Genomic DNA, 23,109 nt, shown 5'->3' with positions numbered 1-23,109 from the left:
GGGCCGCGTTAGTGATAGGAGCGGATACCTGCCTGTGGCTAAGGCCTGCGCAGTATGAGGGGATAGCACGGGCCGCAGGCAACGCCCCAATTTATAATATCGATCAAAAACGCACCTAATAATCAAAAACTTACAATCACATCATTATACAGAACGAAGCAATCGCAGGGAAGGATGGCCAACCTGTATAGCATGCGCTTGCCACGTCGCGCCCTGATCATGCCCCTCCCGCTCCTCGCAATGACATGATTTATAAAATTTAGGTAAGGCTCTTAAACTGATTCCTTTCCAGCAGCCTCGCTTTGGTAAGTACATAAATCCGGTTAAAGATCACGGCTACGGCAGGAATGCCAAGCCAGTGGGCACGGAAAGAATTGCTGATATCGCCATGAAAAAGATAAATAATACTATGCCCTAAGCCGCAGCCCGGGCACCAGCCTATGCCCATCAGCTTAAGAGGACACAAGGTGAAGTGTGATGCTTCCGTTGGCGAGGTCATCGCCAATGAAAGCATCGCGGCTGTCCAGAACAAGAGTTCAAAATATTTTGAAAAATAACGCTTAATCAAGTTTGTTTGCTTTGTTGGTGAATAACAACGATACCGCAAAGGCGAGCAGCACCCCAACTATCAATGCACCAAAAATCCGTTCAGAAAAATCCTTTATGTTATCGCCCGATGATGAAACGTAGCTAATATAAAGTATTGAGCCAAAAACGGCTATGATGCCGCCTACAATTAATATTTTAAAGCTTTGAAAAAGAGCTTCTAAAAAGCCCATCTGGCCATTACACTCGTTTTTTCGATAACTCATGATGCCGAAAAAAGACCGATAGCCGGTATAATAAATGAAAAGTATTCGACTGGGGCCACAACGTCTTTTTGCGGCATAACGCCAAGCCGTGGCATAGCAAAAATCCAGATGACACTTAATACGCCGATGATACCCCCTGATAACACTGCATTCTTCATAATTATATAATTAAGATTGATTTATAAATCGGTATGCGCGTTTACATACATAAATTTATCATTAAAAAGTAAATAAGCCGTCATATTGTTTGCATTAATTTTTAGCCCAACGCTTTTTTATTTTGGCTTTCCTTTTTTGTTTATCTTTGCCGCGGTTTGAACATCCGTGATATATTAGACAGATATAAGGCTGATGACCGGATAAAAACGTTGGCCACTGCGCTTAACGCATCAAAAAATCCAAGGGTACAGCTGCGTGGTTTGGTGGGATCAAGTGATTCGGCCATGGCGGTAGCATTGTATTTTTTGCAGCACAAACACATGGTATTTGTACTGCCCGACCGCGAAGAAGCAGGTTATTTCCAGGCCGACCTGGAAAACCTTACCGGTAAAGAAGCCCTGCTGTTCCCTTCATCATACCGCAAGCCTTTTGAATTTACCCAGCCCGATAGCAGTAATGTACTGGCCCGTGCCGAGGTTTTGAACGAGCTTAACCACAGTTCAGAATATGGCCAGCTCATTGTAACTTATCCCGAGGCTTTGGCCGAAAAGGTGATCGATCGTTCATCGCTTGAAAAAAACACCCTCGAAATAGCCGTTAGCAACAAGCTCAGTATTGATTTCATCAACGAGTTTTTGATAGAGTATGATTTTGAGCGGGTTGATTTTGTATATGAGCCGGGGCAATTTTCTATCCGTGGCGGCATTGTTGATATCTTCTCTTTTTCGCATATGCTCCCCTACCGGGTTGAGTTTTTTGGTGATTTCATTGAGTCGATCCGTACGTTTGAAATCGAGAGCCAGCTGTCGGTTGAGCATGTTAAAAGCATTACCATTGTTCCCAACGTACAATCTAAATTTCTAACGGAGAATAATATCTCCCTGCTTGAATATGTTGAAGCAGGTACACAGGTGTGGATCAAAGATGTTCAGTTTACGCTGGACATTATCCAAACCGGTTATAAAAAGGCTGTAAACCTTTGGAAAGCTCTCTCTGCAGATGAAAAAGCGCAAAACCCTGATTGGATAGATCCCAAATTTGGTTTTACCGACGAAAAGCTAATAGGCGATCAATTGCATGATTTTCCTGTGGTAGAGTTTGGAAAGCAGTTCTTTTACCATGACGCCACCGCTATCAATTTTGATATGCGGCCGCAGCCATCGTTCAATAAAGATTTTACGCTGCTCATCCACAACTTTAAAAACAACGAGGCCGATAAGATCGAGAATTTCATCTTCACCGATTCGGCCAAACAGGTTGAGCGTTTATACGCCATTTTGGACGACCTGGATAAAAAGGTAAAATTTACTCCTATAAGCATCTCCGTACGCGAAGGTTTTATTGATCATGAGCAGAAAATAGCCTGCTATACCGATCACCAGATCTTTGACCGTTACTATAAATACAAAACCCGCAAGGGCTACCAGCGTTCCCAAGCTATTACACTAAAAGAGCTCCGCGACCTTAAACCTGGCGATTATGTTACGCATATCGACCACGGTATCGGCAAATATGCGGGTTTGGAAAAGGTTGACGTGAACGGCAAACAACAGGAAATGATCCGCCTGATTTATGCTGATAACGACCTGCTGTATGTGAACATCAACTCACTTAACCGCATTTCCAAATTCAGCGGCAAAGAAGGTTCCGTTCCCAAAATGAACAAGCTGGGTACCGACACCTGGGAACGTTTGAAGAAAACAACAAAAAAAAGTTAAGGACATAGCCCGCGACCTGATCAAGCTTTACGCCCTTCGTAAAGCCCAGCATGGCAATGCCTTTTCGCCCGATAGCTACCTGCAAACCGAACTGGAGGCATCATTCCTGTACGAGGACACTCCCGACCAGGAAAAAGCCACGGCCGATTTCAAAAAAGATATGGAGTCGCCCCACCCTATGGACCGCCTCATTTGCGGCGACGTGGGTTTTGGTAAAACTGAAGTAGCTGTTCGCGCAGCATTTAAAGCTGTTGCCGATAGCAAGCAGGTGGCCATATTGGTACCAACAACTATCCTGGCAGCACAACATTACAAAACCTTTACCGACAGGCTCAAGGGGTTCCCTGCCAATATTGATTATGTTAACCGCTTTAAATCAACCAGGCAGATCAAGGATACCTTGGAAAAACTGAAAGAAGGCAAGGTAGATATCATCATAGGCACACATCGTTTGGTAAGCAAGGATGTGAAATTCAAAGACCTTGGCCTGATGATCATTGACGAAGAGCAGAAGTTTGGCGTATCGACCAAAGAGAAGCTGAAACAGATGCGCGCTAATGTGGATACGCTTACCTTAACGGCAACGCCCATTCCGCGAACGCTTCATTTTTCGTTAATGGGTGCACGTGATCTTTCTATCATATCAACTCCGCCGCCAAACCGTCAGCCGGTTGTTACCGAGCTGCATGTGTTTAATGATAAACTCATTAAAGAAGCGGTTGAATTTGAGATTGACCGCGGCGGACAAGTGTTCTTTATCCACAACCGCGTGGCCGATCTGCCGCAATTGGGCGGCATGATCCGTAAGCTTGTTCCTAAAGCACGTATCGGCATTGCTCACGGCCAATTGGAAGGTGACGACCTGGAAGATGTAATGCTTAAATTTGTGAACCACGAGTATGATGTGCTGGTGGCTACAACCATTATTGAGGCCGGCCTGGACATTCCCAATGCCAATACCATTATCATCAACTACGCCCATATGTTTGGCTTGAGCGACCTGCACCAGATGCGTGGCCGTGTGGGCAGGAGTAATAAAAAGGCGTATTGTTATTTGCTAAGTCCGCCTTTGTCAACGTTAACCAGCGAGGCCCGCAAACGCCTGAGTGCCATTGAAGAGTTCAGCGACCTGGGCAGCGGCTTTAATGTGGCTATGAGGGATTTGGATATCCGTGGCAGCGGTAACCTGCTTGGCGCCGAACAAAGCGGCTTCATTGCCGAAATAGGCTTTGAAATGTATCATAAGATCCTCGACGAGGCTATACAGGAACTTAAAGACGATGAGTTTAAAGGCGTATTCCCCGAGGATAAGCCCCGCCCCTATATTTCTTTTACCCAAATTGATACCGACCTGGAGATCCTCATCCCCGATGAGTATGTAACCAATCTCTCCGAGCGATATAACCTGTATACCGAGCTTTCCAAACTGGAAAACGAGGTGGAACTGCAGGCATTTCAACAAAAATTGCACGACCGTTTTGGCCCGGTACCGGCCCAGGTTGACGGTTTACTCAATACCCTGCGGTTGCAATGGCTGGGCAAGGCCATCGGTTTTGAAAAAATCTCGCTCAAGAAAAACGTTTTGCGTGGCTATTTTATCACCAACCAGCAATCAAGTTACTTTGAAACCGAGGCCTTCCGTAATGTGCTCGACTTTGTGAAGAATAACCCAAGGCGCACTAATTTGAAAGAAGTTAAAAACACGCTCCGTTTGGGAATTGAGGGAATTGACAGCGTTGACGAGGCGCTGAGGATGCTGAGCGAGGTGGCGGGGATAATATAATCATCTCCTGTTGTCGTATCCCCACGACAACATAATGTTCAACCTATAACAATAAAGCTACCGATTTTCACCGGTAGCTTTACTATAAAATGAGTCTCTCTGTAAATTAATAAACCGCTAAGCTGTAATTAAGCGTTTGTCCTTCTTGCAAAAACAAATTCGGCGCTTTTGCTTTATCCGAATCGTTGATAACGCCATCGTTATTGGTGTCCTTAAATTTCACGGAACCAATTATTGCTGCGGGTGTTTGTTTAGGGCTGCTGTCAATATCGGCCTGAGTTTTAAAAATACCTATCGGAATCAGTCCATTGTAATAGCTTTTTTGGGTTCCTTTTTCAGCAACAATGTAATACTCTCCTATATAGGCAACTACTGCAGTCGCTTTTCCTGACGCATCCGTAGTAAGTGTGTATGAAGGCGCTTCCCCGGTATTGGGTTTATTTACATCATCATACAGTTTTACTGTTGCACCTGCCGATGCAGCGCCGGTCTGGCCATCAGTTATGGTAATAGCAACAGTTGAAGTAGCCGGCCCTTTTTTATCACATGAAGAAAACAAAAACGATGCTGCTATGCAGCCTGATAAAAGTAAAGATGTATATTTCATAAACCCTAAAACGAAACAAGGGAGCTATTGTTTTAATCATCTGTTAAAAAAATTACCCGTAATGTGCTATGTCTCAATAGCAACTGCCACATTTTCTGTTAAGATCCGTTTATTCTTATCCTACTTTTTTATAAATATCTTTTAAATTACGCCCCATTTCCTTGTAATCAAGGCCATAACCTACTACAAATTCGTTTTCTATTTCAAAGCCTACATACTTAAGCTCCTCTATCTTTTTTTGAAGAGCGGCCGGCTTTAATAATAATGAGCATAACCTTAATGAGGCGGGCTCTCTTTCCTTCAGTTTCTGGATTAGATAGTGAGCTGTATTGCCCGTATCAACAATATCTTCAATAATAACTACATCGCGTCCCTTAATATCGACTGTTAAATCAATATCTTCCCGTATTTTTAACGTACTGGAGACACCGCCATAGTATGATGCTAATTTGGTGAAGTTAATTTCGCAGGGAATGCTCACTTGTTTGATCAGGTCGGCTATAAAAAGAAAGCTGCCGCTGAGTACCCCTATAAAAACGGGTATGCTATTATTATAATCTTCATTTAATTGTATGCCAATGGCTTTAACACGTTCTTCAATCTTATCGGCAGTTAGTAGTATCTCAAATTCCAGATCGGCTATTTGTTTTGTCATTGGGTTTAGTTTGTGTTTTTTAAAGGCAGTATAGTTCCGCCGTTTACATTAATCCCGGCGAAATTGGATTTTAAGCGCCTAAAATACTATTAATCACTTACAATAGCGTGAAAAATAATTGTGACATATAAGCTTATCTTTGCAGCCGAATGATTGACTATCAACTTTATACTTTGCCTAATGGTATCCGCATACTGTATAAGCACTGGCCATCGGCAATTACACATTGTTGCTTTATTGTAAACGCAGGATCGCGCGATGAAGCTCCGGGACAGGAAGGCCTTGCCCATTTTATTGAGCACCTGCTGTTTAAAGAAACCGAACGCCGTAACACCAGTCAGATCCTGAACAGACTTGAGCTTGTTGGCGCCGATCTTAACGCTTATACCACTAAAGAATATACCTGCATCCACGCATCGTTGCTTAACCAGCACCTTGACCGCACTATGGATCTTTTTGAGGATATATTATTTCATTCCACGTTCCCGGATGATGAACAGGAGAAAGAGCGCGGTGTCATTTTAGATGAAATAGCTTCCTATCTTGACCAACCGGAAGAAGCCATACAGGATGATTTTGAAGAGCTGCTGTTTAAGGAGCACCCCATGGGGCAAAACATTTTAGGTACGCCCGAAACCGTTGGCAGGCTTAACGGGGACGACATCCGGGGGTTTATAGCGGCAAACTATAATACAACCGAAATGATCTTTGCTGTACACGGCAATTATGAGTTCAGGAAACTGGTGGCCATGTCTGAAAAGTATTTCGGTCATGTGCCTTTAAATGAACTTAAAAAAATCGGGTAAAGCCCGTACAAGGTACGGGTAGTATCCATATCGTTAACAAACCTATCTCACAAACGCACTGCATTATAGGCACACAGGCTTATTCATCGTCGCATGAGCACAAATGGGGCTTATTATTGCTTAACAACCTCCTGGGCGGGGTGGGCATGAGCAGCAGGCTCAACCTCGAAATCAGGGAAAAACATGGTATAGCCTATACTGTCGAATCAAATTACACTCCTTTAACTGACACCGGCATCTTTTCTATTTACTTTGGTACGGATACCGAAAAAGCGAACAAAGCTTCAAAACTGATTCATAAGGAGCTGAAAAAACTGCGTGAACAAAAGCTGGGCACATTGCAATTGCACCAGGCCCGGCAAAAGTTCATCGGGCAAATAGCATTAGCGGAAGAAAACCGCATGAGCCTCATTATAGCTATGGCCAAAAGCATGATTGATTTTAACCGTGTTGACACCCTCGAAGAGATCTTTGCTAAAATTAACCAGGTAAGCGCCGAGCAATTGCTGACCATCAGCAATGAAATTTTTGATAATAACCGCTTGATCACTTTGCTATTTGAGCCTAAGCAATAATCCTTTATTTTTGCAAGATGAAGTATCCTATCATTGCCTACGGTGATCCTGTTTTAAGAAAGAAAGCAACAGCTATTGAGCCCGACGAGTATCCGCATATAAAAGAACTGGTTGAAAATATGTTTGAAACCATGTACGCGGCCCGTGGTGTTGGCCTGGCAGCGCCGCAGGTAGGCATGTCAATGCGTTTATTTGTGGTGGATGCCACCCCCTTTGATGATGACGAGACCGGAACTGAAAGATTTCAAAAAAGCGTTCATCAATGCTACCATACTGGAAGAAACCGGTGAGGAATGGGGTTTTAACGAAGGCTGCCTGAGCATTCCGGATATCCGCGAGGATGTATACCGCAAGCCGGTTGTACGCATGTCATATTATGATGCAGACTGGAAACACCATGAAGAAACTTTTAAGGGCATGGCCGCTCGCGTTATCCAGCATGAATATGACCATATTGAAGGCAAACTGTTTACAGATAAGCTAAGCCCGCTGCGTAAGCGACTTATTGAAAAGAAACTTAACGATATTTCAAAAGGCATGGTTGATGTGGATTATAAAATGAAGTTTCCCAACATTAAAAAAGGAAGATAATACTTTACCCAAAGCATATAAAAAGCCGCCATACAGCGGCTTTTTCCTTTTATATATTTTTATAAATATTAACTACACCTGTAAAAATTACAATACTATACCCCAGCATTAAACCAATCCGCGTAATTTCGGTCTTTGTTTTGGCATTTTTAATGCGTTATATTTACACAACCAATCATAAAAATCATAAACCAATGACTACCAGACGATCTTTCCTAAAAACTTCGGCGCTACTTTCAGCAGGCCTGTTGGCAGCTCCTAATTTGTTTGCATATGATAAAAAATATATAGGCTTACAATTATATACTGTGCGTGATGCAATGGCTGCCGACCCTGTTGCTGCATTGGCAAAGGTTGCCAAAACAGGTTTCACATCTGTGGAAGGTGCAACTTATACCGGCACCGAATTGTTTTATGGCATGCGCCCCGGCGATTTTGCAAATGTTTTAAAACAAAACGGCCTTATTATGCCGAGCGCGCATTACCGTTTAGGTGAGGAGCTGGTTAACGGCGAACAACAAAAAGGAACCATCATGAACGACTGGAAAAAAGCCGTTGATGACGCTGCCGAAGCCGGTGTGCAATACATGGTTTGCGCATATCTTTCGCAATCTGAGCGCGGCAATCTTGACCATTATAAAAACGTGGCCAATATGCTTGATATAGCCGGCGAAACCTGTAAAGGCGCGGGTATCCAACTTTGCTATCACAACCACGACTTTGAATTTATACAGGAAAACGGTAAATACCCATATGAGATCCTTTTGGAGAACACTGATAAAGACCTGGTAAAAATGGAAATGGACTTGTATTGGGTTAATAAAGCAAACCAGGACCCAATCGCCCTTATTGATAAACACCCGGGCCGTTTCCCGCTGTGGCATGTTAAGGATATGGACAAAACCCCTGAAAAGAAATTTACTGAAGTTGGAAACGGGGTTATCGACTTTAAAAAGATCTTTACCCAGGCAAAAAAATCAGGCCTCAAATATTTCTTTGTTGAGCAGGATGTTTGCCCGGGCGATCCGTTTGTGAGCATTGCACAAAGTATCAGCTATATTAAAAAGAACCTGGTGTAATATTGCTTTTACACTGATATCCTGAAGGCCTGCATTTAAAACAAATGGCAGGCCTTTTTTATTCTACAAGGGCAAATTGTTTTATAACACATTTAACGGCAAAGGAAAATGAGTGCAACCATAATCAAATACCTCATAGTCATTTTGATGGCTTCTCTTCTTTTTGCCTGCGTTGCAGAAGCGCAAACCGATAAACAGCCGCTTCAGGTTACACAGCGGCACGTTACCTGCCTTTAAGGATCTGGCGGAACATGAAGCTCAATGATGGGCGGTTCTCTTTTTACCCCTGTTCCCGCGCTCCCTGAACCGGTTAAAGAAAACAAAAGCCAGCAAACAGAGCACACAACCGCAAATACCATTCAGGCGCAGGCCATAATCGTTGCCCGGGTCTTTTCCATAAATGGTTAAAAACGCAAACAATGCAATACCCAGTGTTTGGCCCAGTTTTACAAACAGGTATTTAACCGCAAAGAACATCCCCTCGCGGTTCTCGCCGGTACGTTTAGCCTCGTTCTGTGCTATTTCGGCAAGTATAGCATTGGGCAAAATACCCAGCGAGGCCAGCGGAAACGACGCACTGATAACCAGCGTATAGATTTGCACCTGCGGTGTAAATGGAAGTTTGCCCAGGAAAAATATCGCCACAAAAATCAAACTCAGTAACGCGAACGAAAAAAGCACGATAGGTTTTTTGCCGATCTTTTGCGACAGGTAATTAACCAGCGGATAAAACAGCAGTGATACCAGTACCATAGTAGCCATAAGTTCTCCGCCCATAGATTCGGGCAGATATAATAACGATTTTAAAAAAACAGTAAGCCGCTTGATATAATGCTTAATGCCATATAGTACGAAAAATCGGATATCAGGTAATATTTGAAATTCCGATTTTGAAAGGTTTTTTGAATAGCTGGTAAGAGTGATAAATGCGAGGGATGACCATTTGAATACCGCTTTTCGTCAATGGCGAATACAGGTACGAGCATTACCAGCCCGGCAAATATGGCCAGCCCCCAAATGGTGTACTGCACGGCGGTATCACGATTGGGGGTGCCGGCAAAGCGTTGTACCCAGTCGGCAAAGTTATTGACCATGGCCGATAAGATAATCCCAATTACAAAACCCACCTGTTGTAATGATGATAGTTTAACCCTTTCGCTGCCTGTGCGGGTAAGCTCGGGCAGCAAGGCGTTGTACGGGATAATATAGGCCGTAGCGCCCATAAAAAAACAAATAAGCGTAAAGGTAAGCCAGTAAGCGTTATGGATACTTTCGCCCTTTACCATGGGGTAAAAGGTTAATCCGCAAAATAAAGCGGCAGGTAAAATAGCCCATTGCATAAAAGGAATGCGCCGCCCACGACGGTTTTCGCTTTTATCGCTTAGCGAGGCAATAAAAGGATCAAAAAAAGCATCCACCAACCGCCCGGATGCTGTGATTACCGACATGATATTGAACAGGCCCAAAAGTAACAATTGGGGTACCAGCGTAGTAAGCCCGGCATTGTTTGGCGGCAGGTAAAAGTAAGGCAGCATCACAATGATAATATTGGTCATGATGCTCCATCCTATCATTCCGCAGGCATAAGCAAGCTGTTTGGAAAGTGGTAGTTTATTGGCCGGCATTTAATGCAATATGCAAATATTACATCAATATATAATGGCGGTTTAACTGGTCTTTTACAACCCTGCGTAATAATCATAACCCTGTTCGGCCCAGTAATCGCGGGGACGGCTATTGCTGAAGGTTATGCTGCCTATCCGTTTCAGGTTTTTGATGCCATATTTTACAGGGATAATGAGCCTTAGCGGCGCGCCATGCTTCGGCGGCAAGGGTTTTTCGTTCACCTCATAGGCCAGCAAAGTTTGCGGGTGCATAGCGCTTGGCATGTCAACGCCCACGTAATATTCCTTGTCGGGCGTTTCCATGCCTACATACTCAAACCGGGTTTCGGCATCAAGCTTAAAGTGAGCTATAAAATCGCTGAATTTTACACCGCCCCAGTGCGAAATCTGGTCCCAGCCCTCTACGCACTTAAAATCATAAACGATCTCCGTTTTAGGAAGTTTCTTTATTTCATCGATACCGATATTCAATAGCTCACCATTCTGCTTTTTAACCGACAGTTTCCAGTTGCCTACATCAATCAAACCCTCCGAGCCTATATCACTATTATGACGCACTACCTTGGCGGCCATTTCTTTAGGATAGGTTTTTACCAGGTTTTTATTACTGTATAATTGGCGCACCACCTTTTCATTGGCGTTAAGCACAGCGCGCAGTGGCTTATGGGCCTCTCCCGTTATACCGGGTACCTCATTGGGCGACGTATACAACCAACGCCAGCCCCCATAGGCGGCACCGCCCAATACCAGGAAGCTGCCGAAGGAAATAAAATTGCGGCGGCTGATCTTTTGCTCAACTGTAAGCTCCTTTTTGGGGCCTTTATTTTTGCTGAAAACCTTACTCAGTTTTTTCGTTAGTTTCATCGTTTTGAATTTGAATAGCGGGCAGTGGCTTTTTATCTATTACCTCAAAACCCGAAATAACCGATCTGAAGTTGTTCCAGCCGGCAAGTACTACCTGAACAACATGCACCAGGAAAAACAATACATAACCAATGGTGAGCACAAAATGCCAGATGCGGGCCAAATGGTACCCTCCGCAAATCCAGGCGAGGTAATTAAATTGCACCGGCTTATAAATAGCCAGCCCTGTTATCAGCGAGCCAAACCCCATAACAATAATAGCCGTATAGGCAATTCGCTGAGCTGCGTTGTATTTATTCTGAGGCGGAGCCATTTTCCGGATGTGCAGGTCGTGCAAAACCACCAGCCAGGCTTCTTTAAATGAATGCCGGTTAGGCACAAGCTCACGCCACTGGCCCGATATTATGGTATATGACACATACAACAAGCCGTTAAGCGCAAAAAACCACATAAACAAAAAATGGAAAGCCATACCCTCGGCCAGTCGCCGGGGAATGTGCAGCGCATCATAAAGGCCCTGCGGAAAAAAGCGAATAAAAGTGACACCGAAGAGCGTGAAAGTGTAAGTATCATTGGCCCAGTAAATGAGCAGCCCGCTCCAAATCATGATGGTAAGGATGGGAAAGTTTACCCAATGCGTCCAGCGCATTAACAGCGGGTGTTTCTCTTTAATTATCTTCATCTAAATACTCTTAATGCCATTCAACACAACTATTGTATGTTTTTATCTTGTTGCCCAACATCCGCCGATACTTTAACCAGGCTTTTCGATGCTGCCAAAACAGCACCGTTATTTGTATTTTGTACAAAACCTATTACTTCCCATCCCCGGGCCTCAACCCCGGCAGGCAAAGCAATAGTTGCGCTGCCATTGTTTTTGTTTAAAGGCATGGTTTGCAGGTTTCGTACAATTTGAGCATGGGCCAATGTGCGGCCACCATTTTCACCCCGCTCAACTTTTACAACAGCTTGTTTTTGAACCAATGCCAATGATATCACATTAGATGCGCTCCCGGTATTGCCTTCAACTTTGTATTGTACCGAAGCTGTATTATTCGCATTAAGAGTAACACCTAAGTTTAATTGAACACTGCCGCTCCCCTGCAGGCCGCTTTTAATAGTGCTGCGTAAACGCTCCTCCTGCGAACCTACAAACTCCGTTTTACCATTAACCACAATTTGCGGCGTGTAAACCTGCGACAAGTTTAACCAGTGCGCATATTCATTTTGCCGTTTTGAATAATCGGCACTACTGAAAACGTCTTTCCAGCCAAGACGGTTCCAGTAATCAACATGGTAGGCTAAAATATAAACGGGCTTATCGCCAACCTCTTTTTGAACTTTGGCAACCAGCTCGTCGGCAGGCGGGCAGCTTGAACAGCCTTCGGAAGTAAACAGTTCAACAAGGGCAAAACCTTTACCATTAAACTTTAAATTATCGTTTTGGTTGGTTTTAGCTCCACTTTTGCAATTTATGAATGCAACAGAAATGATTACTGCACCTATAACAAACGACACAAACGCAAATATTCTGATCTTTTTCATTTCACTTAGTTTAAATGATATACATTTTTTCTGCTTTGTCGGGTTTATTGGGATAACCTTACAATAATTTTTTACTTTTTTGGCTGATATAAATATCGGCATAATATGCTCAAATCAAGACACGTAGCGTAACTTAGTAATCATCAGGAAGGTCTTGGATTAAAATAGATTTGAATTTATCTTGTAAGGATTAAGCCCAGCGCCCGACTAAGCCTGTAATTGTATTAGCATTACCGCATTTCATGTTAACCGAAACTAATGTATTAAACCCTCATAAATGGGTTACAGCCTATGCCGATTACCTGTATATGTATGCCATTGTGCGCATCAATGATGAGGATACGGCCAAAGACCTGGTACAGGAAACTTTTTGGCAGCCCTTGAAAAAGTGGACCGGTTTGAGGGCAAAAGCACCGAACGAACGTGGCTTACCGCTATCCTTAAAAATAAGATTATTGATGTATACCGCAAAAAATCATCAGGTTTGGCTATAGCTTCGGCTAATAAAGCAGCTCAGGAGCAGGATGATTTTTTTGAGGAAGACAATGGGCACTGGAAAGCTGAATATGCTCCACAGCCCATCGCGGCAATGGACGACCAGGATCCTTTGTTAAAAAAAGAGCTGAACAGCATTCTGCAAAAATGCCTGCAAAAATTACCTGCCCTGTGGAACGCAGTATTTACCATGAAACACATAGACGATGCGGCTACCGAAAATATTTGCACCGAACTGCATGTTAGCCAGGCCAACTTCTGGGTTATCATTCACCGGGCAAAAGTTAACCTGAGGGCCTGCCTTCAAAAAAACTGGAATTAAACTGAAATGAGCTATTTAAAAAAAATTATATATAACTGTAAACAAGCTACTTTCCTCATCGAAAAAAAACAGCTTAAACGGCTTAGCTTCCGCGAGGAAATGGAACTGCGCATTCACCTGGCCGGTTGCGGCGTGTGCGTATTATACAATAAACAAAGCCGCGTTATTAATGATATGGTGCAGCAGCTATTTCATGATTCGCTAAAAAATGAGCTGAAACTTGATGATGCTTTTAAAGCAGATTTGCAGGCAAGGATTGAAGAAGGATTGGCGTAATAAGATTTTATCACGAATGGATTTGCATTATGAATAAAATTTGAGCGAATTACACGAATCCATGTTTGACACGAATCTTTGCTTGGCGTAGATAATAGGATCGAATTATACGAATTGGCGTGGGTGATTAGATAGCCGGATCCTTTTTTAGAAAACAACTCGTTGATATTCAATTGAAGGTTTTCCGAAATTTATTACAAGGCCTAATTTGAGGCCAGAGGCTTTTAAGTAGTTAAGCGTTTGTTTGATATATGGGTCGCCGATGTAATTGCCTATTTTTACTTCGAGAATGATACCGTCATAAACTACAAAGTCAGCAACAAAGAAATGCTTGAGTTTTTGTTCTTTATATGTAATGGTAAATGGTCTTTCTCGTACAAATGGGATATTTAACCTGGCAAACTCAAACTCGAGGGCATCCTTATAAACTGCTTCTTTAAATCCGTGCCCCAATATGTTATGAACCTCAAAACATGCCCCGATAATTTTGTAAGATTCTTCCTTAAATAAGATTTCAACCACGGTTAACAGAATTGGTGACCAAAATATAGAATGATTTTAATTTCATCAATTATTTAATTAACTCTCCCGAGGAGTCGATAAAAAACAATTCGTGTAATTCAAAATAATTCTCTTCAGAGAGCAAGGATTCGTGTCAAACATGGATTCGTGTAATTCGATCTAATTGTAATCGACACGCAAAATATTCGTGTTAAAACTCTCTATCCTTCGTATCCATTATAATAGTAACCGGACCATCATTAAGCAGGTTGATTTTCATATCAGCACCAAAAATGCCTGTTGCTATCTTTTTGCCTGTTAATGTTTCAAGCGTTTGAACCATTTGTTCGTACATCGGGATAGCTTTATCCGGCTTGGCAGCCCGCAGAAACGACGGGCGGTTTCCTTTTTAGTTTGAGCGAAAAGGGTAAACTGTGATATCAATAGTATATCCCCGTTAACATCGGCAAGGGCTTTATTCATAAGTCCGTTCTCGTCGCCAAAAACACGCATGCCTGTAATTTTATTAGCAAGCCACTGCATATCCTCTGGGGTATCGGCATCTTCAATCCCTAATAATACCAAAAATCCGACACCTATTTCGCCTGTAACATTTCCATCTACTGTGCAGCTTGCCTGGGTAACGCGTTGTAGTACAGCCCTCATAATTTTTACACGAATTAATTTATGTTGGTCACAATTTAGGCGAATTTCATTAATCTTATTCGCTATAGATAAGTAATTCGTGTAATTCGATCAAATTGCAAACGCCTTATAAGTATTTGTGTCAATTCGTTATCATTAGTGCAATTAGTGCTAATTCCATTCGTGTAATTAGTGCGTAATTAATTAAGTTCGCAACCGCTATTATGTATATCTAATTAATAGGATTAAAAATGAGTACAAAAAAAGGCTTCACTACCACCATATTACATGCCGACCGGCTTGGTAAACCCGAGCATGGTTCATTACATAAACCCATCCACACCTCTGTAACCTACGGGCACGAGGATGTGCAGGACCTGGTTGATATTTTCCAAAATAAAAAAAGTGGTTACGCTTATTCACGCCAGGGTAACCCAACTGTTACCGCTCTGGAGCAAAAGGTAACTCAAATGGAACATGGGGTATCAAGTATCGCTTTCTCAACCGGTATGGCGGCAATTTCGGCAACGGTGATGGCCCTTATTAAAGGTACTGACCATATCGTAGCCAGCTCGTTCCTGTTTGGGAACAGCCGCAGCATTTTCCAAACATTTATTGATATGGGTATCAGTATTGATTTTGTTGATGCTACCTCGGTTGATAATGTACGCGCGGCAGTAAAAGCAAATACCCGCATGGTGTTTGTTGAAACTATTGCCAACCCGGCCACGCAAATTGCCGACCTAAAAAACATTGGCGACCTGTGCGAGGAAAAAGGCATTATGTACGTTGTTGATAACACCATGACCTCGCCATACCTGTTTAACCCAATTAATGTTAAAGCAAGTTTAGTGATTAATTCACTTACCAAATACATTGGCGGTCATGGCAACGCCCTCGGTGGCGCGGTTACGAATACCGGCTTGTTTGATTGGGCAAACTACCCAAATATTTTCCCCGGATTTAAAGCAGCTGTAAAACCAGAGAACCTGGGCATGACCCAGATCCGTAAGAAAGGGTTACGTGACGCCGGTGGCACTTTATCACCCGAAGCTGCACATACAATATCTGTTGGTGCCGAAACCCTGGCCCTGCGCCTTGACCGTGCCTGCAGCAACGCTTTGGCACTGGCTAAATATTTCGATAATCACCCAAAAGTTAAAAAGGTATTTTACCCGGGCGTTGAATCGCACCCGCAGCATGAATTGGCCGGTGAGTTATTTACACGCTATGGCGGCTTGATGAGCATTGAGCTTGATGAAAGTATCAACTGCCTGGCATTTTTAAATAAACTGAAACTGGTTGTAAAATCAAGCAACCTTGGTGATACACGTACCCTGGCCATACCGGTTGCACAAACCATTTTCTTTGAACTTGGTGCCGAGCGCCGCGCAGAAATGGGCATTCCTGAAAGCATGATCCGCCTCTCGGTAGGTATTGAAGACCTCGACGATTTGCTCGACGATTTCAAAACCGCTTTAGGCGAATAAATATTGGGCCTTGTGAATAACACAAGGCCTTTTTTGTTGAATACCATACCTGTTCGCGACTTTCATAGCAGAACATAAAATAATTTTCATTGATCGATAGGGGTTTATATGCTGTTTGTTGTAATATAGACGTATGAAAACCTATAAAACCTTGAAAACACTTCTTCGTGTGCTAACCCTTGCACTTATAACCAGCGGCATCCAGGCGCAAACTCAACCAGACTCTTTAACCATCAAATTACAACAGGCTTTTACGCATGAAAGTCTGCCCGGCATGTATGTGATCATGACCGATGGTAATAAAGTTAGCTACTCCCATAGTTTTGGCTATGCAGATGAAGCCAACCAAGTACCCTATTTAGCTAATACAATTCAAAACATTGGCTCGGTGAGTAAAACTGTTATTGCCGTAGCGTTGATGAAAGCTATCGAATTAAAATATTTTACGCTGGAAACAGATATCAACGATGTGCTACCTTTTAAGGTAACCAATCCTAATGACCCAAACGGAAAAATAACCATCAGGCAGTTAACCAACCATACATCAGGGATTGTTGATAACCCTGATGTATATCATTACTGCTATCATTTTTATCCTAAACTACGGGCCTATGACAGTGTTTCGATTAAAACCCTTAACCAAATGGGGTTTGGTGATAAATTAAAGGATACAACTTTAGCCCAGTTCTTTTACAACTATTTATCCCCACAGGGAGAATACTACAGCAAGGCCAATTTCGGGGAAGGTCCGGCAGGAAGCGTTTCCTCATATTCTAACATCGGCTCGGCACTGGCGGCATATCTCATTGAACTTAAATCGGGCCTTTCTTATGCACAGTTTACCCAAAAGTATATCCTGAAGCCCCTAAAAATGGATCATTCAGGCTGGCATATTCAAGATGTGGATTTAAAAAACCACGCCTATTTATACCTCGATCAAAAGAACCGGTTCCCGTTATATGACCTGGTTACGTATCCGGATGGAGGGCTAAAAACTTCGCCCGAAGATTTGAGCAAATATTTAGTGGCAATTGCCAGGCACGATAAAAAGCTGCTTACTGAGCCATCTTATCAAACCATGTTCACCGCGCAGTTCAACAAGGAGCATCCGCCTAAAAACATCAATTTAACCTATCGTAACAAAGGCATCTTCTGGAATTTATATACTAACGGCACCGTAGGCCATGACGGCGATGATCCCGGCGTAGGCACTTATTTGTTCTTTAATACCTCGACAGGTAAAGGAGGATTGTTTTTGTGTAATAAATATTTGCCGAACAAACAGGCTATTGTTGATGTGCTGGTGAAGGAAGCGGCGAAGAAGTAAGGTGTTTAATAAAAATTGTCATTTCGACCATCGGGAGAAATCTTATCTGTCATGCATTGCCAACTATGGGGTGCGGTTTACATGGCTAATAAGATTTCTCTTTCGCCCCGACACACCATCCTCCTCTGCTCTATCGAAATGACAAGAGTTGAGTTTCTTCCTGACTCCTGACTCTAAAAGTCTTGATTCTCAAATCAGGCCCTTGTGTCATTACCATGATAAATACTCAGGTAACTCTCATAGCGCGATAGCGTTATCTCTCCTTCTTCCAAAGCTTCAAGTACGGCGCAGCCGGGTTCATTGATGTGGCGGCAATTGTTAAAACGGCATTGGTTCATCCGTTCACGCATTTCGGGAAAAAATGACTAAGCTCCTGTTTTTCTATGTCGATAACACCCAGTTCGCGGATGCCGGGGGTATCAATAATAAAACCACCCTGCGGCAGCTCAAACATTTCGGCAAAGGTGGTGGTGTGCATCCCCTTATCGCTCCAGTCGGATACCATGTGTGTGCGCAGGTCCAACTCGGGTAGCAACGCGTTGATCAGGCTTGATTTACCCACGCCCGAGTGGCCGGAAAACAAAGTGACCTTATCCTTCAACAGATCCTGCACCTGGTTGATATTAGTACCTTCAATAGCCGAAACTTCAAAACAGGGGTAGCCAATATCTTCATAAATAGCTTTATAATCGGCCAAAACCTCCAGGCCTTCATCGCTAAACAGATCGAGCTTATTGAACACCAGTCTTGCAGGGATATCGTAAGCCTCGGCAGTTACCAAAAAGCGATCTATAAAACCCAGAGAAGTACGCGGAGAAGCCAGCGTAACTACCAAAATAGCCTGGTCGAGATTGGCAGCAATGATCTGCGCCTGTTTGCTCAGGTTAATAGCCTTGCGGATGATGTAGTTTTTTCGTTGATGCAGGTTGGTGATCACGCCATCTTCCCTGTCGGGCTCCATTTCAAAATCAACCACATCGCCAACGGCAATAGGGTTGGTTGTGGTAATACCTTTTATACGGAACTTACCTTTGATGCGGCAATCTATCTTTTGCCCATCGGGGGTTTGTACCTGGTACCAGCTTCCGGTTGATTTTGTAATTAGTCCCTGCATATTATCGAGCCTCAAAAGTAGCAAATTAAATTTATTGAGGCTTTTTTGAAGCCCTGATGATACATTATCGTTTTTAATTGAGTTAGGTTGCAGCTGAGCCGCGTGTCAATCGTCTGCGATGACAGAACCCCAACATTTTGGTAAAACCTTTTATCTATCGCCCTCATTATCAAATCCATCAATCACCCACTCAATCGCCTTGCAATTATTACGAAAATCATAATTTGTTAAATAATCCTTGCAAATCAGAAAATAATCTACTTACTTTACAGACATTATATATGACAATTAACAACACCATTTCTACAATTATTATTACCACCGGTATAAACCTCGGAGGAAGATAATCGTATGGTGTAAAACATAAAATGAAAGCCAAAAGAAAAACCTTCCTCCGCAAAGAGGAAGGTTTTTTTGTTACAGAACGATTACTAACCCATAAATGAAAGTTTTAAAATTCGGAGGTACTTCCGTTGGATCTGTAAGCAGCATCCAAACCCTGTTAAGCATCCTGAAGGATGAAGTAAAAAATGAAGAAAAGCCGGTGGTGGTATTATCTGCCATGGGCGGTGTAACCAACCTGCTTTCGGCCATGGCCGAAGATGCGGCAAACGGCAAAGAGTTTACCGCAGGCTTAGCCGAATTGGAGAAACGTCACTTTGATACGGTTAAAGCCCTTTTGGATGTACAAAACCAAAACCCGGCGCTTACCCGTTTAAAAATTCACTTCAACCAACTGGAAGAACTTTTACAGGGCGTGCTTACCCTTCGCGAACTTACCCCGAAAACCCGCGACCAGGTACTGGCCTTCGGCGAACGTTGCTCAACCCTGATGGTGAGCAAAGTTGCAGCCCAGCATTTTGGCGATGTACTTTTTGTTGATGCTGCTGATGTAATTAAAACCGACAGCGCTTTCGGCAATGCCAAGGTAAACACCGAACTTACCGAAAGACTGGTACAAGGCCTGTATACCGAAAACAAAGGCAAAACATTGATCGTTACCGGTTTCATCGCCTCAAACGATGCAGGGCAAACTACAACATTAGGTCGCGGTGGATCTGATTATACAGCAGCCATATTCGGCGCAGCGTTAAATGCTCAGGAGGTTCAGATCTGGACGGATGTTAACGGCATGATGACTGCCGATCCCCGCATGGTGAAAAAAGCGTTCTCCTTAACCGAGCTTACTTATACCGAAGCTATGGAGCTTTCCTACTTCGGCGCCAAGGTGATCTATCCGCCAACCATGATCCCGGCATTTTTAAAGAAGATACCTATCGTAATTAAAAACACCTTTGAGCCAGAGTTTGAAGGTACCGTGATCCGTCATGATTGCAAGGCCTCTACCCTGCCAATCAAAGGGATCTCATCTATCAACAATATCAGTATCCTAAATTTAGAGGGCAGCGGTATGGTGGGCAAATCGGGCTTTAGCGGCCGTTTGTTCTCCTTGCTTGCCCGAGAGCAGATCAACGTAATCCTGATCACCCAATCATCATCTGAACATAGCATCACCTTCGCAGTTCAGCCGCAAGATACAGACAGGGCAAAACAGGTTATCGAACAGGAGTTTGAACTGGAGCTTGCCGCTAAAAAACTCGAGCATCTGGTTATCGAGAAAAATCTGGCTATTCTTGCAATAGTAGGCGAAAACATGAAACAAACCCCGGGCATGTCGGGCAAGTTGTTCCATGCGCTGGGCCGTAACGGTGTTAACGTAAGGGCTATAGCACAAGGCTCATCTGAATATAACATCTCGGTGATCATCTCGGCGAACGATCTGTCAAAAGCCTTGAACGCCGTGCACGACGCCTTCTTTGTACAGTTGACCAAAACCCTGCATGCGTTTTGCCTGGGTACCGGCAACATTGGCAAAACATTATTTAATCAATTGAACGCCCATAGCGAATACCTGAAAGATAACAACGGCATCCAGGTTAAAATAGCGGGTATCAGCAATACCCGCAAAATGACGTTCAATAGTGATGGCATCTCTTTAGATACCTGGCAAAATGACCTGCAATCGTCACCTTATGAAGCCGATCTGCAATCGTTTATTAACCGGATGAAAGAAATGAACCTGCCAAACTGTGTATTTATTGACAACACTGCAAGTCCCGTTCCTATCGGTTTTTACGAGGAGATCTTTAAAGCCAATATCTCGGTAATCACCTGTAATAAAATAGGTAACTCGGGCAGTTATAAGCAGTACCGCACGTTTAAAGATACCGCGCGCGCTCATGGCGTTGATTTCTTCTACGAAACCAACGTTGGCGCTGGCTTGCCGATCATCAATACCCTTAAAAACCTGATGAACAGCGGCGACAGGGTTCAGCGTATCGAAGCAATACTTTCGGGCACTATATCGTTCATCTTTAATAACTTTAAGGGCGATGCAAATTTCCACGATGTGGTAAAAGAAGCCCAGGACAAAGGCTATACCGAACCAGATCCTCGTGATGACCTGAGCGGTAAGGATTTTATGCGCAAAATGCTCATCCTTGCCCGCGATGCCGGATATGCTATGGAAGAGGCCGACGTTGAAATAGAAAGCGTATTGCCAAAAGCAAGCCTTGAGGCTAAAACCGTTGAGGATTTTTATGCTACCCTTAAAACCGAAGACGCACATTTTGCCAAACTAAAAGATGCAGCCGAAAAAGACGGCAAAGTATTGCGTTACATTGGCAAGTTAGAGGACAGCAAAGTAACTATCACCCTGCAAATGGTTGATGAAAACCATCCGTTCTACATGCTGTCGGGCAGCGATAACATTATATCCTTCACTACCGACAGGTACCGTGAGCGTCCGCTGGTAGTAAAAGGCCCCGGCGCAGGCGCCGAAGTAACCGCCGCAGGCGTATTTGCTGATTTAATAAATGTGGGCGCGAATTAACCCCCTAAAGGGGGAACTATAGTTTACCCCCGCCCCCTAAAGGGGGAGGAACAGTTTGATAATTTTAATATGGAAAATAATTTAGAAGAAGTTAAAGCCGCCCCACAGGTAGCACCCCCTTCAGGGGGCGCGGGGGGTAGCATCCGCGTTTTCGCCCCGGCTACTGTTGCCAATGTGGTTTGCGGTTTTGATGTGTTGGGCTTTGCGGTTGATGAGCCCGGTGACGAGGTGATCATGCGCGTCACAGGCAAACCTGGCATCACCCTCAGCAAGATTACCGGCGATGACGGCAGGCTACCGCTTGATCCGGCAAAGAATACCGTAAGCGTGAGCGTTCAGCATTATTTACAAAGTATTGGCCGTACCGATATTGGTTTAGATATCGAGCTGCACAAAAAAATGCCCATTGGCAGTGGTTTAGGTTCAAGCTCGGCCAGTACGGTTGCAGGTTTGTTTGCTATTAAAACATTATTAGGTGATAATTCCGACCCGATAAAACTACTTCCTTTTGCTATGAAAGGCGAAGAGATGGCTTGCGGTCATGGTCATGCTGATAACGTAGCCCCTGCCTTGTTTGGTGGTTTTGTGCTGATCCGTAGTTATGAGCCGCTTGATGTGGTAAGGCTACCGCATCCTAAAAACCTGTGGTGCGCTATTGTATTCCCTGATGTGGATGTACCTACAAGAGAGGCCCGCCAAATCATCCGTAAAAACATCCAGATGAAGGATGCCGTTACCCAGTGGGGCAATATTGCGGGCTTAGTAAGCGGTTTATTTATGCAGGATATCGAACTGATTGGCCGCAGTATGAAAGATGTGCTCGTTGAGCCAGTACGCTCTATGCTGATCCCTGACTTTTACAAAATGCGCGAAATGGCGATGGAACTTGGTGCGGTAAGCTTTGGTATATCAGGCTCTGGCCCGTCGGTGTTTGCTTTTACCAAAGACGAAGCCACCGCACGAGCCATCACCCAAAAATTACAGCAGCATTTAACCGGCTTAAAAATCGGATCCAATAGCTACGTATCAACTATAAATGACGCGGGGCCGAAGGTTTTGGGATAGCCTTAAATCCTTCGCAATACAAACCACTATGTCATTGCGAGGTACGAAGCAATCGCACGGAAGCAGGTCCGCCCTGTATAGCATGCGATTGCTTCGTACCTCGCGATGACATGGTAGGATGAGCTCTAATAAACCTAATTAAATCCGAAATCGAACATCCGA

Annotated in this window: 21 protein-coding genes and 4 pseudogenes; 12 read left to right on the top strand and 13 right to left on the bottom strand. The window is 43.7% G+C overall.

The features are described from left to right. Positions 1 to 259: 259 nt before the first annotated feature. The 3 genes from ACRQ5D_RS08870 to ACRQ5D_RS08860 are packed head-to-tail and all read right to left on the bottom strand — an operon-like array spanning position 260 to position 970. Entirely contained in the window at positions 260 to 568 is a 309-nt protein-coding gene (locus ACRQ5D_RS08870; protein WP_243770653.1) for a DUF2752 domain-containing protein, read from the bottom strand. Continuing rightward, complete coding sequence (locus tag ACRQ5D_RS08865) at positions 561 to 812, bottom strand: hypothetical protein (protein ID WP_432328665.1); 252 nt, start codon at positions 810 to 812, stop codon at positions 561 to 563. Before ACRQ5D_RS08865 ends, ACRQ5D_RS08870 begins: the two co-directional genes overlap by 8 nt. Further along, positions 809 to 970: a hypothetical protein gene (locus ACRQ5D_RS08860; protein WP_432328664.1), complete on the bottom strand. Its 162-nt coding sequence runs from the start codon at positions 968 to 970 to the stop codon at positions 809 to 811. The genes ACRQ5D_RS08865 and ACRQ5D_RS08860 overlap by 4 nt, the downstream gene beginning before the upstream one ends. A gap of 156 nt (positions 971 to 1,126) precedes the next feature. On the opposite strand from ACRQ5D_RS08860, the pseudogene mfd reads away from it, so the two are divergent. Further along, positions 1,127 to 4,472: pseudogene (gene mfd, locus ACRQ5D_RS08855) on the top strand (transcription-repair coupling factor). A 106-nt stretch (positions 4,473 to 4,578) separates the two neighbouring features. Here the strand turns inward: mfd and ACRQ5D_RS08850 are convergent. Together ACRQ5D_RS08850 and hpt are read right to left on the bottom strand one after the other, a co-directional pair. Next, a complete protein-coding gene (locus tag ACRQ5D_RS08850; RefSeq protein WP_090533461.1) occupies positions 4,579 to 5,079 on the bottom strand; it encodes a hypothetical protein in 501 nt (166 codons plus the stop codon). 115 nt (positions 5,080 to 5,194) lie between these two features. Beyond that, positions 5,195 to 5,734 (bottom strand): hypoxanthine phosphoribosyltransferase, encoded by a 540-nt coding sequence (gene hpt, locus ACRQ5D_RS08845; protein WP_091176095.1) that lies wholly within the window; start codon positions 5,732 to 5,734, stop codon positions 5,195 to 5,197. Positions 5,735 to 5,883: 149 nt separating this feature from the next. On the opposite strand from hpt, the gene ACRQ5D_RS08840 reads away from it, so the two are divergent. From ACRQ5D_RS08840 to ACRQ5D_RS08825, 4 genes and pseudogenes are all read left to right on the top strand, one after another. Continuing rightward, a complete protein-coding gene (locus ACRQ5D_RS08840; protein ID WP_431199427.1) occupies positions 5,884 to 6,540 on the top strand; it encodes a M16 family metallopeptidase in 657 nt (218 codons plus the stop codon). Between the two features lie 23 nt (positions 6,541 to 6,563). Next, positions 6,564 to 7,115 carry a M16 family metallopeptidase gene (locus ACRQ5D_RS08835; protein WP_431200978.1) on the top strand — a complete coding sequence of 184 codons (552 nt, stop codon included), beginning with the start codon at positions 6,564 to 6,566 and terminating at the stop codon, positions 7,113 to 7,115. Between the two features lie 17 nt (positions 7,116 to 7,132). Continuing rightward, a pseudogene (def, locus tag ACRQ5D_RS08830) lies at positions 7,133 to 7,706 on the top strand (peptide deformylase). Between the two features lie 194 nt (positions 7,707 to 7,900). Next, positions 7,901 to 8,785, top strand: coding sequence for a sugar phosphate isomerase/epimerase family protein (locus tag ACRQ5D_RS08825; protein WP_090533817.1), 885 nt, complete (start codon positions 7,901 to 7,903; stop codon positions 8,783 to 8,785). Positions 8,786 to 9,043: 258 nt separating this feature from the next. On the opposite strand, the gene ACRQ5D_RS08820 is transcribed toward ACRQ5D_RS08825, so the two are convergent. Genes ACRQ5D_RS08820 through ACRQ5D_RS08800 form a run of 5 tightly spaced genes read right to left on the bottom strand, consistent with a single transcriptional unit; the run spans position 9,044 to position 12,819 of the window. Further along, positions 9,044 to 9,562 (bottom strand): MFS transporter, encoded by a 519-nt coding sequence (locus ACRQ5D_RS08820; RefSeq protein WP_431199426.1) that lies wholly within the window; start codon positions 9,560 to 9,562, stop codon positions 9,044 to 9,046. A gap of 26 nt (positions 9,563 to 9,588) precedes the next feature. Beyond that, entirely contained in the window at positions 9,589 to 10,410 is an 822-nt protein-coding gene (locus tag ACRQ5D_RS08815; RefSeq protein WP_432328663.1) for an MFS transporter, read from the bottom strand. A 54-nt stretch (positions 10,411 to 10,464) separates the two neighbouring features. Continuing rightward, positions 10,465 to 11,274: a molybdopterin-dependent oxidoreductase gene (locus tag ACRQ5D_RS08810; protein WP_091176107.1), complete on the bottom strand. Its 810-nt coding sequence runs from the start codon at positions 11,272 to 11,274 to the stop codon at positions 10,465 to 10,467. Next, positions 11,249 to 11,956 (bottom strand): cytochrome b/b6 domain-containing protein, encoded by a 708-nt coding sequence (locus ACRQ5D_RS08805; RefSeq protein ID WP_176844595.1) that lies wholly within the window; start codon positions 11,954 to 11,956, stop codon positions 11,249 to 11,251. Before ACRQ5D_RS08805 ends, ACRQ5D_RS08810 begins: the two co-directional genes overlap by 26 nt. A gap of 29 nt (positions 11,957 to 11,985) precedes the next feature. Continuing rightward, on the bottom strand, positions 11,986 to 12,819 hold the full coding sequence (locus ACRQ5D_RS08800; RefSeq protein WP_091176165.1) for a DUF1223 domain-containing protein: 834 nt from the start codon (positions 12,817 to 12,819) through the stop codon (positions 11,986 to 11,988). Between the two features lie 242 nt (positions 12,820 to 13,061). Here ACRQ5D_RS08800 and ACRQ5D_RS08795 point away from each other — a divergent pair, with 242 nt between their 5' ends. From ACRQ5D_RS08795 to ACRQ5D_RS08785, 3 genes are read left to right on the top strand one after another with little or no spacing between them, the layout of a single operon-like run. Continuing rightward, positions 13,062 to 13,313, top strand: a complete 252-nt coding sequence (locus tag ACRQ5D_RS08795) for a hypothetical protein (protein WP_431200988.1) — start codon at positions 13,062 to 13,064, stop codon at positions 13,311 to 13,313. After that, complete coding sequence (locus tag ACRQ5D_RS08790; protein WP_431200976.1) at positions 13,208 to 13,636, top strand: sigma-70 family RNA polymerase sigma factor; 429 nt, start codon at positions 13,208 to 13,210, stop codon at positions 13,634 to 13,636. The genes ACRQ5D_RS08795 and ACRQ5D_RS08790 overlap by 106 nt, the downstream gene beginning before the upstream one ends. Before the next feature lie 6 nt (positions 13,637 to 13,642). Then, complete coding sequence (locus ACRQ5D_RS08785) at positions 13,643 to 13,912, top strand: hypothetical protein (protein WP_091176111.1); 270 nt, start codon at positions 13,643 to 13,645, stop codon at positions 13,910 to 13,912. Between the two features lie 147 nt (positions 13,913 to 14,059). Here ACRQ5D_RS08785 and ACRQ5D_RS08780 read toward each other — a convergent pair whose 3' ends face one another. Together ACRQ5D_RS08780 and dtd are read right to left on the bottom strand one after the other, a co-directional pair. Then, complete coding sequence (locus tag ACRQ5D_RS08780; RefSeq protein ID WP_091176114.1) at positions 14,060 to 14,434, bottom strand: GxxExxY protein; 375 nt, start codon at positions 14,432 to 14,434, stop codon at positions 14,060 to 14,062. A gap of 190 nt (positions 14,435 to 14,624) precedes the next feature. Continuing rightward, positions 14,625 to 15,079: pseudogene (gene dtd, locus ACRQ5D_RS08775) on the bottom strand (D-aminoacyl-tRNA deacylase). A 230-nt stretch (positions 15,080 to 15,309) separates the two neighbouring features. Between dtd and ACRQ5D_RS08770 the strand changes: the two are divergent. Next, positions 15,310 to 16,548 carry a cystathionine gamma-synthase family protein gene (locus tag ACRQ5D_RS08770; protein ID WP_091176119.1) on the top strand — a complete coding sequence of 413 codons (1,239 nt, stop codon included), beginning with the start codon at positions 15,310 to 15,312 and terminating at the stop codon, positions 16,546 to 16,548. A 151-nt stretch (positions 16,549 to 16,699) separates the two neighbouring features. Further along, a complete protein-coding gene (locus ACRQ5D_RS08765) occupies positions 16,700 to 17,875 on the top strand; it encodes a serine hydrolase domain-containing protein (RefSeq protein ID WP_432328662.1) in 1,176 nt (391 codons plus the stop codon). A 194-nt stretch (positions 17,876 to 18,069) separates the two neighbouring features. Here ACRQ5D_RS08765 and rsgA read toward each other — a convergent pair. Continuing rightward, a pseudogene (gene rsgA, locus ACRQ5D_RS08760) lies at positions 18,070 to 18,989 on the bottom strand (ribosome small subunit-dependent GTPase A). Between the two features lie 442 nt (positions 18,990 to 19,431). On the opposite strand from rsgA, the gene thrA reads away from it, so the two are divergent. Then, positions 19,432 to 21,882, top strand: coding sequence for a bifunctional aspartate kinase/homoserine dehydrogenase I (thrA, locus tag ACRQ5D_RS08755; RefSeq protein ID WP_091176127.1), 2,451 nt, complete (start codon positions 19,432 to 19,434; stop codon positions 21,880 to 21,882). Positions 21,883 to 21,951: 69 nt separating this feature from the next. After that, positions 21,952 to 22,947 carry a homoserine kinase gene (locus ACRQ5D_RS08750; protein ID WP_091176129.1) on the top strand — a complete coding sequence of 332 codons (996 nt, stop codon included), beginning with the start codon at positions 21,952 to 21,954 and terminating at the stop codon, positions 22,945 to 22,947. Positions 22,948 to 23,109: the final 162 nt, after the last annotated feature.

The sequence above is a fragment of the Mucilaginibacter sp. P25 genome, assembly GCF_050859465.1.
GTDB lineage: Bacteria > Bacteroidota > Bacteroidia > Sphingobacteriales > Sphingobacteriaceae > Mucilaginibacter > Mucilaginibacter gossypii.
The sequence above is the reverse complement of the archived record's forward strand: the minus strand, read 5'-3'. Positions and strand labels throughout refer to the sequence as shown.

Bases quoted from the DNA above. Each gene is read 5' to 3' on its own strand.
- ACRQ5D_RS08750 (WP_091176129.1), top strand. From the start codon at position 21,952: ATGGAAAATAATTTAGAAGAAGTTAAAGCCGCCCCACAGGTAGCACCC.
- ACRQ5D_RS08865 (WP_432328665.1), bottom strand. From the start codon at position 812: ATGAGTTATCGAAAAAACGAGTGTAATGGCCAGATGGGCTTTTTAGAA.
- ACRQ5D_RS08800 (WP_091176165.1), bottom strand. From the start codon at position 12,819: ATGAAAAAGATCAGAATATTTGCGTTTGTGTCGTTTGTTATAGGTGCA.
- ACRQ5D_RS08785 (WP_091176111.1), top strand. From the start codon at position 13,643: ATGAGCTATTTAAAAAAAATTATATATAACTGTAAACAAGCTACTTTC.
- thrA (WP_091176127.1), top strand. From the start codon at position 19,432: ATGAAAGTTTTAAAATTCGGAGGTACTTCCGTTGGATCTGTAAGCAGC.
- ACRQ5D_RS08805 (WP_176844595.1), bottom strand. From the start codon at position 11,956: ATGAAGATAATTAAAGAGAAACACCCGCTGTTAATGCGCTGGACGCAT.
- ACRQ5D_RS08840 (WP_431199427.1), top strand. From the start codon at position 5,884: ATGATTGACTATCAACTTTATACTTTGCCTAATGGTATCCGCATACTG.
- ACRQ5D_RS08815 (WP_432328663.1), bottom strand. From the start codon at position 10,410: ATGCCGGCCAATAAACTACCACTTTCCAAACAGCTTGCTTATGCCTGC.
- ACRQ5D_RS08810 (WP_091176107.1), bottom strand. From the start codon at position 11,274: ATGAAACTAACGAAAAAACTGAGTAAGGTTTTCAGCAAAAATAAAGGC.
- ACRQ5D_RS08795 (WP_431200988.1), top strand. From the start codon at position 13,062: ATGTTAACCGAAACTAATGTATTAAACCCTCATAAATGGGTTACAGCC.
- ACRQ5D_RS08860 (WP_432328664.1), bottom strand. From the start codon at position 970: ATGAAGAATGCAGTGTTATCAGGGGGTATCATCGGCGTATTAAGTGTC.
- hpt (WP_091176095.1), bottom strand. From the start codon at position 5,734: ATGACAAAACAAATAGCCGATCTGGAATTTGAGATACTACTAACTGCC.
- ACRQ5D_RS08850 (WP_090533461.1), bottom strand. From the start codon at position 5,079: ATGAAATATACATCTTTACTTTTATCAGGCTGCATAGCAGCATCGTTT.
- ACRQ5D_RS08825 (WP_090533817.1), top strand. From the start codon at position 7,901: ATGACTACCAGACGATCTTTCCTAAAAACTTCGGCGCTACTTTCAGCA.
- ACRQ5D_RS08770 (WP_091176119.1), top strand. From the start codon at position 15,310: ATGAGTACAAAAAAAGGCTTCACTACCACCATATTACATGCCGACCGG.
- ACRQ5D_RS08820 (WP_431199426.1), bottom strand. From the start codon at position 9,562: ATGGGCGGAGAACTTATGGCTACTATGGTACTGGTATCACTGCTGTTT.